The sequence below is a fragment of the Granulosicoccus antarcticus IMCC3135 genome (assembly GCF_002215215.1).
In the GTDB taxonomy this organism is placed as follows: domain Bacteria; phylum Pseudomonadota; class Gammaproteobacteria; order Granulosicoccales; family Granulosicoccaceae; genus Granulosicoccus; species Granulosicoccus antarcticus.
In genome coordinates this window covers 4,968,141-4,987,986 of sequence record NZ_CP018632.1, presented here as the reverse complement: position 1 = coordinate 4,987,986, position 19,846 = coordinate 4,968,141, and the positions used below count along the sequence as shown (strand labels likewise).

The 19,846-nt window shown below is 53.5% G+C and carries 18 protein-coding genes; 16 read left to right on the top strand and 2 right to left on the bottom strand.

The genetic code is table 11. The annotated features are described in order from the left end of the window. Positions 1–48 precede the first annotated feature (48 nt). The 5 genes from IMCC3135_RS21715 (at position 49) to IMCC3135_RS21695 (ending at position 7,034) form a co-directional block, all read left to right on the top strand. A complete protein-coding gene (locus tag IMCC3135_RS21715; protein WP_088919499.1) occupies positions 49–876 on the top strand; it encodes an ABC transporter ATP-binding protein in 828 nt (275 codons plus the stop codon). Positions 877–879: 3 nt separating this feature from the next. Continuing rightward, entirely contained in the window at positions 880–2,163 is a 1,284-nt protein-coding gene (locus IMCC3135_RS21710) for a phenylacetate--CoA ligase family protein (RefSeq protein ID WP_088919498.1), read from the top strand. 119 nt (positions 2,164–2,282) lie between these two features. Then, complete coding sequence (locus IMCC3135_RS21705; RefSeq protein WP_088919497.1) at positions 2,283–3,446, top strand: isovaleryl-CoA dehydrogenase; 1,164 nt, start codon at positions 2,283–2,285, stop codon at positions 3,444–3,446. 1 nt (position 3,447) lies between these two features. Beyond that, positions 3,448–5,043: a carboxyl transferase domain-containing protein gene (locus tag IMCC3135_RS21700; protein WP_088919496.1), complete on the top strand. Its 1,596-nt coding sequence runs from the start codon at positions 3,448–3,450 to the stop codon at positions 5,041–5,043. A 5-nt stretch (positions 5,044–5,048) separates the two neighbouring features. Further along, positions 5,049–7,034: an acetyl/propionyl/methylcrotonyl-CoA carboxylase subunit alpha gene (locus IMCC3135_RS21695; RefSeq protein ID WP_088922006.1), complete on the top strand. Its 1,986-nt coding sequence runs from the start codon at positions 5,049–5,051 to the stop codon at positions 7,032–7,034. A gap of 1,010 nt (positions 7,035–8,044) precedes the next feature. Here IMCC3135_RS21695 and orn read toward each other — a convergent pair. Continuing rightward, on the bottom strand, positions 8,045–8,590 hold the full coding sequence (gene orn / locus IMCC3135_RS21690) for an oligoribonuclease (protein ID WP_088919495.1): 546 nt from the start codon (positions 8,588–8,590) through the stop codon (positions 8,045–8,047). Between the two features lie 178 nt (positions 8,591–8,768). Between orn and rsgA the strand changes: the two genes are divergently transcribed. Beyond that, positions 8,769–9,635 (top strand): ribosome small subunit-dependent GTPase A, encoded by an 867-nt coding sequence (gene rsgA / locus IMCC3135_RS21685; RefSeq protein WP_088919494.1) that lies wholly within the window; start codon positions 8,769–8,771, stop codon positions 9,633–9,635. 103 nt (positions 9,636–9,738) lie between these two features. Here the strand turns inward: rsgA and IMCC3135_RS21680 are convergent, their stop codons facing one another. After that, on the bottom strand, positions 9,739–10,569 hold the full coding sequence (locus IMCC3135_RS21680; protein ID WP_088919493.1) for a sulfurtransferase: 831 nt from the start codon (positions 10,567–10,569) through the stop codon (positions 9,739–9,741). A 199-nt stretch (positions 10,570–10,768) separates the two neighbouring features. On the opposite strand from IMCC3135_RS21680, the gene rpoE reads away from it, so the two are divergent. The 10 genes from rpoE to rnc all read left to right on the top strand — a co-directional run bounded on the left by rpoE (position 10,769) and on the right by rnc (position 19,821). Further along, a complete protein-coding gene (gene rpoE, locus IMCC3135_RS21675; protein WP_088922005.1) occupies positions 10,769–11,356 on the top strand; it encodes an RNA polymerase sigma factor RpoE in 588 nt (195 codons plus the stop codon). A gap of 3 nt (positions 11,357–11,359) precedes the next feature. Beyond that, positions 11,360–12,085 carry a sigma-E factor negative regulatory protein gene (locus IMCC3135_RS21670; RefSeq protein WP_088919492.1) on the top strand — a complete coding sequence of 242 codons (726 nt, stop codon included), beginning with the start codon at positions 11,360–11,362 and terminating at the stop codon, positions 12,083–12,085. A gap of 2 nt (positions 12,086–12,087) precedes the next feature. Further along, entirely contained in the window at positions 12,088–13,194 is a 1,107-nt protein-coding gene (locus tag IMCC3135_RS21665) for a MucB/RseB C-terminal domain-containing protein (protein WP_088919491.1), read from the top strand. Between the two features lie 51 nt (positions 13,195–13,245). Continuing rightward, the gene (locus tag IMCC3135_RS21660; RefSeq protein WP_088919490.1) at positions 13,246–13,794 is read left to right on the top strand and encodes a SoxR reducing system RseC family protein; all 549 of its coding nucleotides are present in this window, start codon (positions 13,246–13,248) and stop codon (positions 13,792–13,794) included. Next, a complete protein-coding gene (locus tag IMCC3135_RS21655) occupies positions 13,791–15,239 on the top strand; it encodes a DegQ family serine endoprotease (RefSeq protein WP_088919489.1) in 1,449 nt (482 codons plus the stop codon). The genes IMCC3135_RS21660 and IMCC3135_RS21655 overlap by 4 nt, the downstream gene beginning before the upstream one ends. A 47-nt stretch (positions 15,240–15,286) precedes the next feature. Further along, positions 15,287–15,658 carry a glutaredoxin family protein gene (locus IMCC3135_RS21650; RefSeq protein WP_088922004.1) on the top strand — a complete coding sequence of 124 codons (372 nt, stop codon included), beginning with the start codon at positions 15,287–15,289 and terminating at the stop codon, positions 15,656–15,658. A 25-nt stretch (positions 15,659–15,683) separates the two neighbouring features. Further along, entirely contained in the window at positions 15,684–17,480 is a 1,797-nt protein-coding gene (gene lepA, locus IMCC3135_RS21645) for a translation elongation factor 4 (protein WP_088919488.1), read from the top strand. Beyond that, positions 17,480–18,277 (top strand): signal peptidase I, encoded by a 798-nt coding sequence (lepB, locus tag IMCC3135_RS21640; RefSeq protein ID WP_088919487.1) that lies wholly within the window; start codon positions 17,480–17,482, stop codon positions 18,275–18,277. Before lepA ends, lepB begins: the two co-directional genes overlap by 1 nt. Positions 18,278–18,602: 325 nt before the next feature. Next, positions 18,603–19,055, top strand: coding sequence for a DUF4845 domain-containing protein (locus tag IMCC3135_RS21635; protein ID WP_088919486.1), 453 nt, complete (start codon positions 18,603–18,605; stop codon positions 19,053–19,055). An 82-nt stretch (positions 19,056–19,137) separates the two neighbouring features. Continuing rightward, a complete protein-coding gene (gene rnc / locus IMCC3135_RS21630) occupies positions 19,138–19,821 on the top strand; it encodes a ribonuclease III (protein ID WP_088919485.1) in 684 nt (227 codons plus the stop codon). The last annotated feature ends 25 nt before the right edge of the window (positions 19,822–19,846 follow it).

Below are 19,846 nucleotides of genomic sequence, written 5' to 3'. Positions count from 1 at the left end.
ACGGACCAGCAGGTTCGTTGCTTCTACCTCTGATGTGATGGAAGCACCATGCAACAGCAAGTGATTCAGCAGTCGAGCGATCCAGGCAAGGACAATTTGCTCGAGATTGACAATATTGAAGTGGTTTACAACGAGTATGTGCTGGTTCTGCGTGGTTTGAGTCTTGAGGTTGAGAGAGGCTCGATAACCGCATTACTGGGTTCCAATGGTGCTGGCAAATCCACGACGCTGAAAGCGATCAGCGGGCTGCTGAATTCGGAAAATGGCGAAATTACGCGTGGATCGATACGCTTTGACGGACAGACGATCAGTCACAAGCCGCCCGAGGCCATGGTCAAAAGTGGTGTGTTTCAGGTTATGGAAGGGCGTCGCATCATTCAGGATATGACAGTCATCGAGAATCTGAGACTCGGCGCGTTCTCGCGCAAAGATGCCAGGATCAAACCAGATATGGATCTTGTGTTCGACTACTTTCCAAGACTGCGCGAGCGTACTGGTCTGGCGGGCTATCTGTCTGGCGGGGAGCAGCAGATGCTGGCTATTGGGCGAGCCATGATGGCCCGACCCAAACTCATCTTGCTGGATGAACCGTCCATGGGCTTGTCACCGCTTTTGGTCAAGGAAGTGTTTGGCATCATCAAGAAGCTCAATCGTGAATTTGGAGCAACCATTCTTCTGGTGGAGCAAAATGCAGCTATGGCGCTTCATTGTGCCAAGCATGGCTACATCATGGAGAACGGCAAAATCGTGCTCGATGGTAGTAGTGAAGAGCTGAAGAACAATGAAGATATCAAGGAGTTCTATCTTGGCGGTGGTGGTGACAGAAAGAGTTTCAAGAACATCAAGTCGTTCAAGCGACGCAAGCGATGGTTGTAGGTGATGACTAACGATAATGAAGCTAAGTTGGACGTGCAGCATCGTGCTCCGGTGACTGCCCAGATTGACGATCGCGAGTGCAGAGCTGCAAGCGAACGGGTTACCGAACAGGCGTCTCGTCTGCGAATCATGTTGCAGCAGGCCTGGACACAGCCGTATTACGGCAAGGCCTATGCAGGGCACTCTGTTGAATCCATTCAGGGGGTTTCTGATCTGGAAAAACTGCCCGTTTTGCGGAAACAGGATCTAGTCGACATACAGGAAAAAAGTCCGCCTTTTGGAGGTTTGCTGAGTGCGGGTGCCAAGCCTGACTATCTGTTTGTTTCACCGGGACCCATTCATGAACCAGGTTTTATGAAGCCTGAATTCTGGAGAACACAGCGGGCGTTGCGTGCCGCAGGTTTCCAGTCAGGGGATATCGTGCACAACACGTTTTCCTATCATCTGACCCCCGGTGCCTGGATACTCGATGCTGGAGCCAGGGCGATGGGCTGTGCGGTGATTCCGGCTGGCAATGCGGCGATGGAGCTGCATGTCACCACGGTTTTTCAGTACGAAGCGACAGCCTATGTGGGTACACCGGATTTTTTGAAAACACTGATTGAAGCCTGTTTGCTGGCAGATCGAGGACCACTGCCATTGAAAAAGGCGGTAGTCAGCGGTGGCGCACTGACGCCGGGTCTACGCCAGTTCTTTCAAGACAGTGGCCTGCATGTATTGCAGTTCTATGCCACTGCAGAGCTGGGACTGATTGCCTACGAGACTGAGCCCAGCGGATTAATGGTGGTGGATGAGGATGTCATCGTGGAAATCGTCGAGCCAGGCACCGGTATTCCGGCGGCCGTAGGCGAGGTTGGGGAGGTGGTAGTGACTACCCTTCGAGATGATTATCCGTTGGTGCGTTTTGGAACCGGGGATTTATCTGCATTTGTAGATAAACCTCGTCAGGATGGTCGTACTGGACCTGTATTGGCAGGTTGGTTAGGACGTGCCGATGAGGCGACCAAGGTGCGAGGCATGTTTGTCAGGCCGGGACAGATTGCGAGCTTGTGCGACAGGGTCAAGGGCTTGAAGAGAGCTCGACTGATTATTTCCAGAACCAATGAAAAAGATGACGTGATTCTGTTCTGTGAATACAGTGATGATTATATCGGTCGTGATACGGCGGAGGAGAACCAGATGATCAGGGAGGTGTTTCGTGATATTTGCCATCTGAATACCAGCATCTCGATTGTTGAGCCAGGTACCTTGAGCGATGATGGCAAGCTGATTGTCGATATGCGCTAACCGGTCGCAGCCCCAGATTATTAATTGCAGCAGGCAGCTGAATCACCGGTCAATACGAAACTGGCAGCTTGGTTAAGCCCGCTGGCAGTGTCACAGAATGACTCAAGCGAGAATACAAGATGTTCAATGAAACCATGAACTTTGATCTGGGCGCGGATATAGAGGCCCTGCAATCGATGGTGCAGCGTTTTGCACAGGAAGAGATTGCACCACGAGCCGCCCAGATCGATTCCAGTAACGAGTTCCCGCCTGATCTGTGGGAGAAAATGGGTGAAATCGGCTTGCATGGCATCACGGTTCCAGAGCAATACGGCGGTTCTGGTATGGGTTATCTGGCACACACCATCGCCATAGAGGAAATCAGTCGTGCCAGTGCCTCGGTGGGGCTGAGCTATGGGGCACATTCGAACCTGTGTATCAACCAGATCAATCGTTGGGGTACGGATGAGCAGAAGTCCCGCTATCTTCCCAGGCTGGTTAGTGGCGAGCACGTAGGGGCACTGGCCATGTCAGAGCCGGGCTCTGGTTCGGATGTGGTGTCTATGAAATTGCGGGCAGAAAAAAGCACTGATGGATATGTTCTCAATGGCAACAAGATGTGGATCACCAATGGGCCTGATGCCTCCACCCTGGTGGTCTATGCCAAGACCGACCCTGAGGCCGGTTCTCGTGGCATCACCGCTTTTCTGATCGAGCGTGATATGCCAGGATTTTCAACGGCTCAGAAGCTGGACAAGTTAGGTATGCGTGGTTCCAACACCTGCGAGCTGGTATTTGAAAATGTGCTCGTGCCCTTCGACAATGTATTGGGTGAAGAGGGACGTGGTGTCAATGTGCTGATGTCGGGGCTGGACTACGAACGCGTTGTACTCTCGGGAGGGCCTTTGGGCATTATGGCCGCTGCTCTGGATGTGGTTGTACCTTATGTGCATGAGCGCCATCAATTTGGTCAGGCTATTGGTACTTTCCAGCTCATGCAGGGCAAGCTGGCCGATATGTACACGACCATGAACGCCTGCCGAGCTTATGTCTATGCGGTTGCCCGTGCCTGTGAGCGTGGTGAGACCACGCGCAAGAATGCGGCAGGCTGCATTTTGTATTCTGCAGAGAAAGCCACTCAAGTGGCTCTGGATGCCATTCAGTGTCTGGGAGGTAATGGCTATACCAACGAGTACCCGACAGGGCGTCTATTGCGTGATGCCAAGCTCTATGAGATTGGAGCGGGTACCAGCGAGATACGCCGCATGCTGATTGGTCGTGAACTGTTCAACGAGACTCACTGATATGGCTCGCATCGGAATAGAGGCGATCCTCAGCGAGGATGATGCCTGTGCCATGCGCTCGCAATGCGATGCAATCGCGCTGCAGGCGGAAAAAATAATGCAAGGTGGCTCGGAGCGATCCAGAAAGAGACATGTGGAACGAGGCAAGTTGCTACCGCGTGATCGCATCAATGGTCTGATTGATCCGGGCAGCGCTTTTCTGGAAGTAGGTTTGTTTGCCGCCAGCAACTGCTATAGCGAGGACATACCGGCAGCCGGTGTGATTGCCGGCATCGGTACGGTGGCCGGTCGGCAGTGCATGATCGTGTGCAATGATGCCACCGTGGCAGGCGGTACCTACTACCCACTGACGGTGAAAAAACACCTGCGTGCCCAGGAGATTGCCGAGCAAAATCATCTGCCTTGTCTGTATCTGGTGGACAGTGGTGGGGCGAACCTGCTCAATCAGGATGAGGTGTTCCCGGACAAGGAGCATTTTGGCCGGATCTTCTACAATCAGGCTCGCATGAGTGCGCAAGGAATCGCCCAGATAGCGGTGGTTATGGGCTCGTGTACTGCCGGTGGCGCCTATGTACCGGCGATGAGTGATCAGACCATCATCGTGCGTGAGCAGGGCACCATCTTTCTGGCAGGACCTCCGTTGTTGAAGGAGGCCACTGGTGAGGTGGTCGATGCGGAGACCCTGGGCGGTGGCGATACTCATACCCGGTTGTCGGGGGTGGCCGATTACCTGGCCGATGATGACCAGCATGCGCTGGCCCTGGCTCGGCGTATTGTCGGCAATCTGAAAGCCAGGCCTGCAGTGCCTGTCGCAGCCACAGAGTTCAAGCAGCCTTTGTTCGACACTGAAGAGATCATGGGGCTAGTGCCTGCCGATGTACGCAAGCCCTATGATGTTCGCAACATCATTGCACGGCTGGTGGACGGGTCAGAGTTTGATGAGTTCAAGGAGCGCTACGGTACGACCCTGGTGTGCGGTTTTGCTTCGGTACGCGGTATGCCGGTGGGTATCGTGGCAAACAACGGCGTGCTGTTCTCAGAGAGTTCAACCAAGGGTGCGCACTTTATAGAGCTGTGCTGCCAACAGAAAATACCGCTGCTGTTCTTGCAGAACATCACGGGCTTCATGGTGGGCTCAAAGTATGAGGCTGGCGGTATCGCCAAGGATGGGGCCAAACTGGTTAATGCCGTGTCCACCGCCGAGGTGCCCAAGATCACGATCATTATCGGTGGCTCCTATGGGGCGGGTAATTATGGAATGTGTGGACGTGCGTTTGGTCCACGGTTTGTCTGGATGTGGCCTAACGCGCGTATCTCTGTCATGGGTGGACCGCAGGCGGCTGGGGTCATGGCCAATGTCAAGCGCAGTGCTTTGGAGAAACGCGGCGAGTCCTGGTCTGAGGAGGATGAGAGCGCGTTTAGAAAACCCATACTCGAACAGTTTGAGAGTCAGTCACACCCGTTGTATGCCTCAGCCAGACTCTGGGACGACGGCATCATAGATCCTCGTAGCACACGAGATGTGGTGGCCTTGTCACTCAAAGCCTGTCTGAATGCCCCCATCGCCGAAACGCGTTTCGGATTGTTCCGGATGTAATGCTCATGATTGAATCCCTACTTATCGCCAATCGCGGCGAGATCGCCTGCCGCATTATTCAAACGGCCAACAGCATGGGCATCCGCACCGTGGCTGTCTTCTCTGATGCCGATGCCCAGGCGCGCCATGTAGAACTGGCCGACGAGGCGGTGCACATTGGCGCAACACCGGTGGGCGAAAGCTATCTGGATGGCAACAAGATCATTGCCGCCGCACTGGCAAGCGGTGCTCAGGCCATTCATCCCGGCTATGGGTTCTTATCGGAAAATCCCGATTTTGTAGAAGCCGTGACAGCGGCAAGGCTGATCTTTGTCGGTCCCACCGCCAGTGCAATCCGTGCCATGGGATTGAAGGATGCTGCCAAAATCCTGATGGAAAAGGCCGGTGTGCCGGTTGTTCCGGGGTATCACGGTAGCGAGCAATCGCCTGATTTTCTGGCGCAACAAGCTGAGCTGATTGGTTACCCCGTACTGATCAAGGCGCGTGCCGGTGGTGGTGGCAAAGGAATGCGACGAGTGGATCGGGCCGAGGATTTTGAGCAGGCACTGGAAAGTGCTGCTCGTGAAGGGCTCAGTGCCTTTGGTGATGCGGCGGTACTGGTTGAGAAATATATCCTCAGTCCCAGGCATATCGAAGTACAGGTGTTTGGTGATAGTCATGGCAACGTGGTGCATCTATTCGAGCGAGATTGCTCCTTGCAACGTCGCCATCAAAAAGTGATTGAGGAGGCACCAGCACCAGGGATGAGCGAGGCGGTACGAGCTGCCATGACGACAGCGGCTGTGACAGCGGCACAGGCTATCAATTACGAAGGCGCCGGTACTATCGAGTTTATTGTCGACGGCTCGCAGGGACTACGTGTGGATGGTTTCTGGTTCATGGAAATGAATACACGGCTCCAGGTTGAGCATCCGGTCACCGAGGCGATAACCGGTCAAGATCTGGTGGAGGCACAAATACGTGTGGCTGCCGGTGAGGTTTTGCCCTTCACCCAGAATGAACTGAGCATTCAGGGGCACGCCTTTGAGGCTCGGCTGTATGCAGAGGATGTACCGGCCGGGTTTCTGCCCGCCACCGGCCATTTGCAAAGGCTGACGTTCGATCCGCGAGTCCGCAATGACACAGGGGTGCGATCGGGTGATGACATCACGCCATTCTATGACCCGATGATTGCCAAGATCATCACCCATGCAGACACGCGTGAGCAGGCCTTGAAGCAATTGAGCCGCGCCCTGCAGAACACACAGGTAGCCGGTACAGTCACCAATGTGGATTTTCTCGGTGCTCTTGCACGGCATCCACTGTTTGTGGAAGGCATGATGGATACCGGTTTGATCGAGCGCGAGCTGGATACGCTGACAGCCGTAGAGCCTGCCTCCATGCTCAGCACCCTTGTGGCCGCGTTGTCTTTGGCTGATGTGGACTTCAATGAGTCGTTGTCAGGCTGGCGGCTATGGGGCAGTGCTAGTCATTTATTGACAATGCATTGCCAGAGAGAGGTGCAGACGCTCAGGTATGCCATTGCCGAACCTGGACATTATCAACTGCTCGATGTTGACAGTCGCGATGTGCAGCTGGATGTCCGAATTCAGCCATTATCTGCAGATTGTCTGGTGGTTGAAGTCAATGGTCTTAAAAAGCGAGTATCTGTTGTGCGCTGGGATGAACCAATGTGTGCTTGTGTGAGTGTGTCTGCTGAAGGCAGAACGCTGGAGTTTCGTTGCCCTGACCCGTTGGAGTCTGCGAAGGAGTCAGCCAGCAATGCCGATTTTGTGAGTGCTCCGATGACCGGTGTCATCCGTTTGGTGGATGTGTTGCCAGGACAGAGTGTCAAAGAGGGACAGCGCCTGCTGGTGCTTGAGGCCATGAAGATGGAAACCAGTGTGCTGGCCCCCAGAGATGGTGTGGTTGAGCAGGTGCATTGCCGTGTCGAGGGCACCGTGGACGGGGGCAGTCTGCTGGTTAGCCTGGTGAAAACTGAGCAACCATGAGAGCAGCGAGGTAACGCAGATTTCGGGCAGGCCATGGCAGAAGCTGCAGGTGAGAAACAACCTTCGTTTCAGGTACAAATATTGTCCAGCGCCAGTGTTTTGTTGTGCCCTTTTCTGGTTATCCACAAAATCTGTGGATAACCTTGTGGATGAAGCTCGGAAAAGGTGCTGCAGGCCATGTTCTATAACAATATCGTGAAATTGTTCTATATTTGAACAAATTTAAATAATTCAATATTATCAATGAGATAGAAGTATTTTCACTTTTGGCATCGATTGGACGTTGTGGGAATTGTGCTTTTTGTGGAAGAAATGGCGTGTTGTGTATAAAGCTCAGAGGAATTTAATCACGTCAAGCATCGGGAGTGACAAAACACTGTCAGTTTGCAAAAAAATCAGCCTGATTACATTTTTTCGAGTCGAAATACTGTCGCTGGAGTTTGAGCAATATCATTCCACGTCTAAAAGGTAACACCCAATTATGCTCTGTTTATACACATTAACTGTGGATAAGTATGTGGACGGCTGGCGTATAGAACGCTGCAACCTATATGGCATCAGGCTTGCAGAGTTTTGTACATTTTATGACCAGTGTGAATATCCGCTTTGTTACAAGGCTGCCTGGCTAGAATCCTTCTGATTCCTTGTTGTCAGCACTCTGATTCCACCATGGATTCAATGGGGTGGGATATGCTCAGAATCCACAAGGTTATCCACAATTTCTGTGGATAACCTTGTGGATGAAGTGCGAAAATGGCTCTGCAAGCGGCATGCCGTAACACTATTGTCATATTGAGCATTAATTGAACAATCTTTATATATTCAATTAAAACAACAAGTTATGGTTTTTTTCTGAATGTAAGCCAGTTTGAGACGGCAAAAATGTGAGTTACAGCAGGTTTGAGCTGGCTTGTGCATAAGATCAACTGTTAAGTCTCTCGTCAAGCATCGGGGAGGAATAATTTGCTGACTCGATGTTATATGTCATGCCTGTTAAGGGAGACAGTGAATCAAATGGAGAAAACATATTGCCGGTAGTACTGAAGCTCGGCAATGCTCTCTCTGATGTCGTCCAGAGCAAGGTGCGTGTTCTGCTTGCTGAAGCCCGGTCCTGCATCAGGTTGCCAGCGGCGTACCAGTTCCTTGATGGTGCTGACATCGACGTTTCTGTAATGAAAGAAATTTTCAAGTGTCGGCATATAACGCACCATGAACCGACGGTCCTGACAAATACTGTTCCCGCACATCGGACTCTTTCCGGGTTCTATCCAGTCTTTTAGAAACTCGATAGTTTCCTGGCTGGCCTGTTCCAGGCTGTATTTGCTGTCTCTTATACGTTGTACCAGGCCGGACTCGTTGTGGTGTTTGGTATTCCATTCATCCATGGCTTCAAGCCTGGCTTCTTCCACATGAATGGCGATGACGGGCCCTTCGGCCAGGGTATTGAGCTGCGGGTCGGTAACAATTGTCGCAATCTCTATTACAGTGTCGTTTTCCGGGTCCAATCCGGTCATTTCCAGATCAACCCAGATCAGGTTGTCGTTACTCGCTGGCATCAGGATGTTTCGCTTGTCTGTTAAAGGTAAGTTCAGGAAGGCCGATTAGCCATGTAGTCAGAGGGTTGCGCCATGTCAGTCGCATATCGCGTTACACTCTGCGCAGTTATTCAAGCACACAAACCCCGAGCGTGCCTGCCATCCGTATTTCATTAGCTAGTCCATCATCCTTGTGAGTATGCAGGCCCGTATTATTGCCAACTTTCGTGCCAGCGTTGCGGTACAGATCGAGGGGCAATCTGCAATACGCCAAGCTTATCCCTTACGAAGCGTGCCATTGCTGGTCGCAGGCGATAAGGTGCTTTGTGAAGAGGACGGCGATGTTCTGCGGGTTCACGAATTAGTGCCCCGTAGTAGCGTGCTGGAACGCTCGGACAGGCGCACCTTCAAGCCTCTGGCTGCCAATCTGACGCATTTGGGGATCGTATCAGCGAACCCTCCTGGCATCGATACCTTGTTGATCGACCAATTCTGTCTGGCTGCACATCGAGCCGGTGTCGGGGCGCTGATCATTCTGAACAAGGCTGATCTGCTATCCGAGGAGGAACGGGAAAGCTGCGATCGCATGCTGGAGGTCTATCGCAGTATTGGTTATCCGGCCGTTGCCATCGATACCAAGAACGCAGATGGTATAGACCCGTTACTGAATGAGCTGGAAGGGCGGGCGTTTACCCTGGTCGGAGCGAGTGGTGTTGGCAAGTCCTCGATCATCCAGAAACTGTTACCTGACAAGGAATTGCGCGTCGGAGCGGTTTCAGCGGCGACGGGTATCGGTTCGCATACAACGTCAGTGACATTCTGGTACGACCTGCCCGGAGGCGCGGCGATCATCGATTCTCCCGGCGTCAGACAGTACTCGGTTGCACATCTGGCTCCGAATATCGTCAGGGAGGGCTATCACGAGCTGGCAAGAGCTGCCGAGTCTTGTCGGTTTGGCGACTGCTCCCATACCGTTGAACCCGGTTGCGGTGTGTTACACGCACTGGCAGAGAACACAGTGGCGCAGTGGCGTTACGACAACTACTGCAAGCTTGCAGGGATATAGCACGGTCCTGATCCACGCTGGTTGCTAGTCGGCCTGCACCCCGGTATCAGGGTGCAGGCCCTCCCTATCTGACTCTATTCAATAACGCAGGCTTGCTGAAGCGTTACTCCTTGGGTGTGTCTGCCCGGTTTCCCCAGTTGGACCATGCTCCATCCAGAGCGCGAACATCCGTGAATCCCAGGTGTTTGAGAGCGACATAGGTTACGGCTGAGCGCTGATGTGTCTGGCAGTAGACAACAACCGTGTTATCCGTAGACAGTTTCATCGGGGCAAGTTTCGCCTGCAGGGCATCATCCTCAAGCAGGCGTCCTTGTGCGTCCAGTAAGGCTGTCCATTCAAGATGCTGGGCCCCTGGGACGTGACCACCCATGGCGCTTCGAACGTCAGTGCCGTTGTATTCAGCTGCGCTGCGCACGTCCAGGATACTCAATGTCGGCGAGGCGAGTTCGCTCAATAGCTCATCGGCAGACATCACGTTATCGCCAAATACAGACAGTGACAGATTCCCGGAAGCGGGTTTTTCGGCGCTGTGGCTGACAGGGAGGTCGGTGGATTGCCAGGCATTGAAGCCGCCATTCAGCCAGCTACCCACCTCATAACCATAGGCATCCATGACCCAGAGCAGGCGGGCGGCAGCGGTTTCACCACCTCCGTCATAGGCGATGATCTGATCGCCCAGGTTGGCGCCGATGTCAGCCAGAAAACGATTGAATTGCTCAGGAAGCGGCAACAAGCCACCGACCGGGCTCTCAGCTCGGCTCAACAGGGCTGCATCACCATGGCAGGCGCCGGGTATATGCCCGGCTGCGAACGCTTCGGCGGATCGAAGGTCAACCAGGCAGAGATTTGACCGGGTCAGGGTGCTGCCTTCGGTCTGGATATCAGCCAGCAGAGTGGCCAGATCAGCAACATCTAGAATCAGGGGCAGGGACATGAGTGAGTTCCGTAAGAATTGCGAATGGACTATTTATCGAAGCAGTGCACAATTGCAGAGCCAAGGATGAACTATACCGAGAAACGTGGTCATACAAAGTATTGGCCCATCGGGTGATATAGGATGTACAACTGATATGATTCGCGCCTCGAACAAGGTGTCTGCATCGGAACCTCTAATCGCTCGGGGAGCGAAGCCGTTGAGTGACAAAGAAATAGATATGGCGCTGGTTGAGCGCGTACAACGTGGCGACAAGTCGGCCTACGATCTGCTGGTGCTCAAATATCAGCACAAGATCGGCCATCTTGTCTCACGCTACGTGCATGACGCCCATGAATCCCAGGATGTTACACAGGAGGCCTTTATCAAGGCTTACCGCGGACTGAAGAATTTCCGCGGCGACAGTGCTTTCTATACCTGGCTGTACCGGATTGCCATCAATACGGCAAAAAATCATCTGGTCACCATGAGCCGCAAAATCAGTGACACCGGCATCGACGCCGCTGATGCCGAGCAGTTCGATAGTGGCAGCGCGCTGCGCGATAACGCGACACCAGAACGAGTCATGGTGACAGAACAGATTGCGCGTGTTGTGAGCGATTCCATAGAGGCCTTACCCGATGATCTGCGCACCGCAATCCGGTTGCGCGAATTTGAAGGTATGTCCTATGAAGACATCGCGCAGGCCATGGATTGTCCGATTGGCACCGTACGCTCACGAATCTTCCGTGCCCGGGAAGCCATCGATATCAACCTCGAGCCCTTGCTCGAAGAACGACGCAGGTAAACCATGCAGCATCCAAATGACCCCGTGAATAATGAACAGCTTTCGCAACTCATGGATGGTGAGTGGCATGAGCTGAACCCATCAGAATGTGTCAAAGGTGTGTGTGGCGATGAAGCGCTGCGCGCCAAGTGGGCACGCTACCATCTGATTCGTGATGTGATCAACAACGAGCCCGTGCAGACAGATAGTGCGCTTGTTTCACGAATCTGCGCCGCCATCGATGATGAGCCGGCGTACAGCAACATCACGCCAATCTCCAGCGAGGCTGCCAGCCTGGCGTCACCATCAAGTAACGTAACAGTCGAACAAGCGGCTCCAGTGGCTGATCTGTCTGCGGCTCGTGAACAACGCTCCTCGTGGCTGGGTACCGGCATCACCGGTTTTGCATTGGCGGCAAGTGTTGCGGCAGTGACGGTTGTGGGCATGAACGTGTGGCAGCAGGATCCAGCGCAGCCAACACAGACTTTGGCAAGTAGTGGCGCAAGTTCCATCGACGGCAGTAATGCCTTTTCTCAGCAAGTGCTGGGTACACCGTTGCCAGAAGTTGATCTGGTCGCCAACACCGGTTCTTTCTGGGTGTCTCCGCAGTCCTCGGAGCGTGTCGGTGATGAAGAACGGCTGAATATGCTTCTGTCACAACACATCGAAAATTCCCCGACCTCCGATCGAGAAGGGCTGTTGCCTTATTCACGATTGGTTGGTTATGACGAGCGTACGCAGGAGCGCTGAAAGTGAAGTGCTCGTATTCGGCTTTCGAGCTGACAACTCAGTTGGGTATCCTGTCGCAGCACCGCAGTGGCCTGTTTCGTCTGGCACTGCGTACGCTGCTGATCGGTTCGCTCATGGGCGTGGGGGCGAGTGCATTGGCGGATTCGTCCAGTGCTTCGTTGCCTGATGCCGATGCTGTCAGCGATTCAGAGCCAGCCCTGAATCCGGCTGAATTGGTTCGGACCATGTCCGAAGCCATGAAGTCTCTGAACTACGAAGGTACTTTCGTGCATGTGCAGGGTAACCATATAACGTCCATGGATATCCTTCACTCCAGCAATTCAGAAGGCGAGCTTGAACGGCTACGAGCCCTGGATGGAGAGGCCCGGGAAGTTATTCGGAATCACAGCCTGGTTACCTGCATCTGGCCCGACAGTGAGTCGGTGATTGTCAGTAAATCCAAACCGAATGAGCTGTTGCCACAGATCGATGCGGATCTGGCCTCCAATGGGCGATATGAACTCAGTATGGGGAATCCTGATCGAGTCGCAGGCCTGGCTACCTATGTAGTCAATGTCATGCCTACCGACAAGTTTCGCTATGGGTATCGCTTCTGGATCGATCAGGATACGCATATGTTGCTCAGATCCATGTTGCTTGATGGTCCGCAACGGGCTGTGGAACAGGTGATATTCACACATATCGAATACCCCGTCAGCATTGAGGTGGCTCGATTTGATATCGACTCTGGCCGGGAAAAGATCAGCTGGCTGGAACCCAAGAAGCTCAAGGCAACATCCGGTTTGCCGGAAACGGTGGCCAAGCAGGTGGACAGAGTCAGTTTTGGCGAGTTGCCTGAAGGTTATAAAGAGGTCTCAGAGGTTTATTCCCCCATGCCGATGAGCACCGGTCCCATGAGTCATGTGATGTTGACCGACGGTATGACATCAGTCTCTGTTTATGTCGAGTACGCAACCGTAGCCGAACAGGCCAATGCCTCAGCGGGTTTGTCCAGCATGGGTGCCATGAATGCTTTTGGGTTGAGTACCGAGAACGCCTTTATAACGGTTGTCGGTGAAGTGCCGGCAAATACTGTCAAGGCGATTGCCTTGGCTGTCGTGATCCCATAAAAGCCTGCTGAAAATGAGGCTCTGTCATAGAGTGGCTCGCCCCCTCTCCTCATGAGGCGACCAGCCCGGGCACTTGAGTCTGTTAAGGCCGGAGAGGCCGTCAAGGTTGAAATCGATTCCGCCGCCTGTGCACGCTGCGCTCGGGGGCAGGGCTGTGGTAGTGGCATATTCAATCTGGGAATGGCCCCGGTACGCATCAGCTGTCATACCGAGCAAGCGCTTGAAGCGGGTGATTTGCTGATAGTCGAATTCGATGAAGCAGGTCCCCAGTGGTTGTGGCTGGTCTGTGGCTCCTACGGCCTGCCAACGGTTGGTTTGATCGTGTCGACGATAATCGCCAGTCTGTTTCTGTCTGAACTACCGGCCGCGGTTGCCTTGCAGTCCTCGTTTAACGGGTTTCGTGATCTGATACTCGCCGTCGCGGCCCTTGCAGGTCTGGCTGGAGGGGTATTTGCATGGCGAATGATGACGCCCGGGGTATTGTTGCGTCTGGAAAAGCGACTCAGCCTGCAAACTGGTCGTATAGTGGTAGCCGAAACGGTTCCATTGAACCCTGTAGTCCTGTCTCGTTCAACGTGCACTATCCGGGAGAATCCATGACGTCCTCGACCAAGCCGCAATTCCGATTGCGTCTGCCTGAATGCTTGTCATTCTGTTTTCTGATGGTGGCACTGCTGGTATCGGCCTCAGCCACCGCGTTGCAATCCTCGCTGCCTGATTTCACGACGCTGGTCAAAAAGAATTACGAATCAGTTGTCAACATCAGTATTTCGCACGAAATCAACGAAGAGGACGTGCAGGCGCAGTTGCCAGGGCTTGAGGATGACAGCGTCGATGAGCTGCTGCGTCGATTCCGTGAAGAGCAGCGGCGTGAAGGCGGTCCTCTGGAGAGCAACGCTCTGGGTTCGGGTTTCATCATTTCGCAAGATGGCTATATTCTGACCAATAATCATGTCGTCGAAGGGGCAGATGAAGTGCTGGTGCGACTGCACGATCGTCGTCAGCTGATTGCCAGAGTGGTTGGAGCTGATGTGCGATCCGATGTGGCCTTGCTGAAGATAGAGGCCTCGGGTTTGCCTACAGTCAGTATCGGCAACAGCGATGAGTTGGAAGTCGGGGAGTGGGTGCTGGCCATAGGCTCACCCTTCGGATTCGATTTTTCTGTTACAGCCGGTATCGTCAGTGCGACAGGACGGGCTTTGCCCAATGAGAGTTACGTACCTTTTATCCAGACCGATGTTGCGATCAATCCGGGTAACTCCGGTGGACCACTGTTCAATCTGGACGGTGATGTGATCGGTATCAATAGTCAGATCTATAGCCGCACGGGCAGTTTCATGGGGCTCTCCTTTGCGATACCTATCGAGATGGCGATCGATGTGGCTGACCAGATCCGTTCAACCGGTACCGTCACTCGAGGCTGGTTGGGCGTCATCATTCAGGAAGTCACCATGGAGCTTGCCGAGTCCTTTGGCATGACACGCGCTCACGGCGCTCTGGTGGCCAGCATCCTTCCGGATAGCCCGGCTGCCAACTCGACGTTGGCGGTCGGTGATGTCATTACCCATTTCGAAGGACATCGCATTGAGCGCTCATCCTCCTTGCCGCCGCTGGTGGGTCGTGTGCCTGCCAATAGTGATGCGAAGCTCAAGGTGGTCAGGCAGGGAAGATCGATCGAACTGAGCGTCAATATCGGTGAGTTACCCAGCGATGAGGACCTGCGACAGGCCACCCGGCCTGCCGATAGGCTGAATCCTGAAATCAATGTGCTGAAATTGACGGTTCGTCCATTGGATGATGACACCCGCAATGCCCTCGCGATCGACAAGGGGGGTGTGCTGGTGGATAGCATTGAAGAAGGTGGGCCTGCGCAGAGAGCCGGTATTCGGGTCGATGATGTCATTTCCACGATCGACAACCGACCTGTTGATTCTGCCAGAGAGGTTGCGCAGGTTCTGGCTGAGCTGGGCGATCGCAAATCGGTTGCTGTGCTGGTGCATCGTGCAGAGGGCCCGGTTTTCCTGGCCGTCAAGCTGGATGACTGAATGAGTTCTCTGGTTCACATCTGCCCGTGAGTAACAAGGCAAAGACCATGCTTCCTGAATTGATTCTTTATTTCCGGGAAGGCTGTCATCTGTGTGAGGACATGGAGCAGCTGCTGGGCGAGCTGCTGGAGCCTGATACTTTCCATCTGACACGGGTGGATATTGATGAGGATCCGGTTCTGCGAGAGCGTTATAACGTACGAGTCCCCGTGTTGAGTCTCGTGCGGCTATCGCAGAACAGGGGGTCTGAAACTGGCGCACATCTTGAGCCGATAGCCGTCCGATCGATCGCCGACTTGCCTTCCGATGATGAACAGATAGTGTTAAGTGAACACTTTTTGGATCTGGAAGCCGTGAGAGAGGCTCTTGCAAGCTACAATAGGAAACTCCTCGCCGCGTGCACCTCGCCCGCCGAATAGGTAACGCCTCCCCGAACCCGACCGCATGCAGCAAAATATACGCAATTTTTCGATTATTGCCCATATCGATCATGGCAAATCCACGATAGCGGATCGCTTTATCCAGGTCTGTGGTGGTTTGTCAAACCGTGAAATGAGCGCGCAAGTGCTTGATTCCATGGATATTGAGCAAGAACGTGGCATCACCATCAAAGCCCAAGCCGTCTCGCTTGACTACACGGCGCGTGATGGTGTCACCTATCACCTGAATTTCATCGACACTCCGGGCCATGTCGATTTCTCGTACGAAGTGTCCCGCTCGCTGTCTGCGTGTGAGGGAGCTTTGCTGGTAGTGGATGCCTCACAAGGCGTCGAAGCGCAGAGTGTTGCCAACTGCTATACCGCCATAGAGCAGAATCTGGAAGTGATTCCGGTATTGAACAAGATTGATTTGCCCGCTGCTGATCCTGAGCGAGTGGTTGATGAAATCGAAGAGATCATCGGTATCGAAGCCCATGATGCGATTCACGTCAGTGCCAAGACAGGCGTGGGCATCGAGGATCTTCTTGAGCAACTCGTGGCCCGTGTACCACCACCCAAGGGTGACAGTACTGCGCCTGCCAAGGCTCTGATCATTGATTCGTGGTTCGACTCCTATGTGGGCGTCGTGACTCTGGTGCGGGTTATTGAAGGCACTATCAATCGTCGCTCCAAGATCCAGATCATGTCAACGGGTCGGACTTTCCAGGCTGATGATGTCGGAATCTTCACACCCAAGCGCAAGACCACGGATAGTCTGTCGGCCGGGCAGGTGGGATTTATCATCGCCGGTATCAAGGAGATTGAAGCGGCTCGTGTGGGTGACACCATTACTCTGGCCAGTCGTCCGGCTGCTGAGCCCTTGCCTGGTTTCAAGGAAGTGCAGCCGCGTGTATTTGCCGGCCTGTTTCCTATCGAAGGTGAAGACTACGAAGCCTTTCGTGAAGCACTGTCCAAGCTGCGGTTAAACGATGCTGCGCTGCATTTCGAGCCGGAATCCTCAACGGCTCTGGGTTTCGGGTTTCGTTGTGGCTTTCTGGGCATGCTGCATATGGAAATCGTGCAAGAGCGTCTGGAGCGTGAATACGATCTGGATCTTATTTCTACGGCACCGACCGTGGTCTATGAAATTCTGGACACCAAGGGTGAGTTGTCGTACATCCATAACCCGTCGGAACTACCGATGGTGAATGTTATCGATGAAATTCGTGAGCCGATCATTCGCGCCAATCTGTTGCTGCCACAGACTTATGTGGGAGAGGTTATCGGATTGTGCGTAGAGAAGCGGGGTGTGCAGATCAGCATGCAGTATGTGGGTCGCCAGGTTCAGATGACCTATGAGCTGCCACTGTCGGAAGTGGTGCTGGATTTCTTCGATCGACTCAAGTCAGTCAGTAAAGGCTACGCCTCGTTCGATTATGAGTTCAAGCGATTCCAGGTTGCCGACCTGGTGAAGGTCGATATTCTGATCAACGGTGACAAGGTCGACGCCTTGGCTACCATCATTCACCGGGATCGTTCGCAGGGTCGTGGGCGTGAGCTGGCGGATCGCATGAAGGACATCATACCCAGACAGATGTTTGATGTAGCGGTGCAGGCGGCCATTGGTTCGCACATCATTGCCCGATCATCAATCAAGGCTTTGCGCAAGAACGTAACCGCCAAGTGTTACGGCGGTGACGTTTCGCGCAAGCGCAAATTGTTGGAAAAGCAGAAGGCGGGTAAGCGCCGCATGAAGCAGGTGGGCAAGGTCGAGATCCCACAAGAAGCATTCTTGGCCGTACTGCAAGTGGATCGTAAATAATGCCGTCGAGCTGGGCTGACAAATTGAATTTTCCATTGCTACTCGTTGTTGCTACAGCGGTCACCGGCCTTATCTGGCTGGTGGATGCGTTGTTTTTCGCACCAAAACGCAAGGCTGCGATGCGTGATCAGAATGGCGAGCTGCCGATTCTGGTGGAGTATGTGCAATCTTTTTTCCCGGTTCTGCTGGTGGTGCTGGTATTGCGCTCGTTCCTGTTCGAGCCGTTTCGTATCCCATCAGGCTCCATGATTCCGACCTTGCTGATTGGTGATTTCATACTCGTCAACAAGTTCAGCTATGGCGTACGACTGCCGGTCCTCAATACCAAGATACTGGACACGGGTTCTCCGGAACGCGGTGATGTGGCGGTATTTCGTTATCCGCAGGATCCAAGTCTGGACTACATCAAACGGGTTGTTGGTTTGCCTGGCGATTCGGTGGTTTACGAAAACCGGCAGTTCATCGTCAATGGAGAGGCCATGCCTGTTGGTGCCGGCGAGCCCTATGTCAGTCCTGTTGATGAGCAGCTTGTACTGGGTGCAACAACCCATGCGGAGAAGTTGGGCGAGGTTGATCACCAGATTCTGCAATTCACTGAGGAATTCCCCAAGCGTTCCGGGACTTTCACCGTGCCTGAAGGCCACTATTTCATGGTGGGTGACAACCGCGATCGCAGTAATGACAGTCGTTTCTGGGGATTCGTGCCTGAGGAAAATCTTGTCGGGCAAGCCAAGTACATCTGGATGCACTGGAACGAAGGTGTTATCTGGAGTCGATTGTTCTCATCGATCAAGTAAGGCTGGCCAGGTAACGTAGGCCTGGCAAGCAGAGGGTTCGTGAAATCGATAAGCCATTATTTCACGAGCCCTTGAACCGACGACCCTCGCTAACCGCTGGTATCCGTGGAAACGGGGGCTGGTTCGCAAAATACACAGGCACATCACACTTGGCCAGTTTCACTAGTGGCGACGTGGCTTGGTTCTCTCAGGTCTGGCCTGATTCTGACGCTGTAGTGGGAAGGTAGCGAACGCCGTTGTCGCAAGACTCCGGAATTCATGAACCTACTTTCATACAGCTGCACTCTGGTGCATCTGTCAGCATCGGTGTCGAGGGTAAGATCAGATGGGTTCCACGCAGCACACAGATTGTAAGCCGCAGTCGGGCACTAGCCTGCGTCTCGTATCGCGCAACGGTCAGGCAGCGTTGATGCAGCGTCAGCGCGGTATGGGAATGATGAGCATCTTTGCCATCATGGCTGTCGCAGTCTTCATCGGCATGTTCGCCTTCAAGGTGGGGCCGCATTATATGGAGAACTGGACGGTTTCGAAAATAGCCACCGATGTGGCCTCGAATCCAGAATTGCTCAAGCAGCCTCGCAGCAAGGTGTACAGCTATATCAATCAGGCTTACCGGACAAATAACCTGTGGGATTTGAGTCCGGAAGAGACAATCAAGCTGAAAAAGGACGGTAATCTGGGTTACGTAGTGACCGTGCAGTACGAAAAGCGCGATACCTTGTTTCGGAATGTCGATGTTGTGACATCTTTCGACACGAAAGTATCAGCGACACACTGAAAAAGGCCATGCACAGCTACTATTCCGTCCAAGCAGGGTCAATTTGAGGACGCGACAGTGCTTGCGCTGTTAAAGTGCGCGCATGGCAGATCTCGGTATACTTTTAAAACAGCTGGACTATCGCTTCAAAGACTCGAGCTTGCTTGATGAGGCCTTGTCGCACCGCTCCAGTGGTTCACATAATTATGAAAGGCTGGAGTTTCTTGGCGACAGTTTTCTGAACTTCGTCATTGCGGCCGAGCTATACAATAGCCGTCCGGATGAGGACGAGGGTGCCTTGAGTCGTCTCAGGGCAAGTCTGGTGAGGCAGAGTACGCTTGCCGAAATAGCCCGCGAGCTTAACCTGGGCGATTTCATGAACCTGGGTATCGGAGAGCTGCGCAGTGGCGGTTTTCGACGCGATTCGATTCTCTCTGATGTGGTGGAATCCATCATTGGCGCTGTTTTCATGGATAGCGGGCACGAAGCGGCTCGCGCACTGATTTTGCGCCTGTATAAAGACAGAGTCGTTAATCTGCCGCCATCGGCTGAACTGAAAGACCCCAAGACTCGACTGCAGGAGCTGCTTCAGGGCCGCTCCCTGTCGCGTCCGGAATACGAAGTGGTTGATGCGAGTGGTAAATCGCATGACATGAGTTTTACCGTGGCTTGTACCTTGCCGGAGCTGACATTGAAGGTTCGTGCAACGGCTACCAGTCGACGGAAGGCGGAACAAGCCGCCGCGGCACGGATGCTTGAAGATCTTCAACAGCAACTGAACACATAGAGCGAGTAGACTGGCGCATACGCGT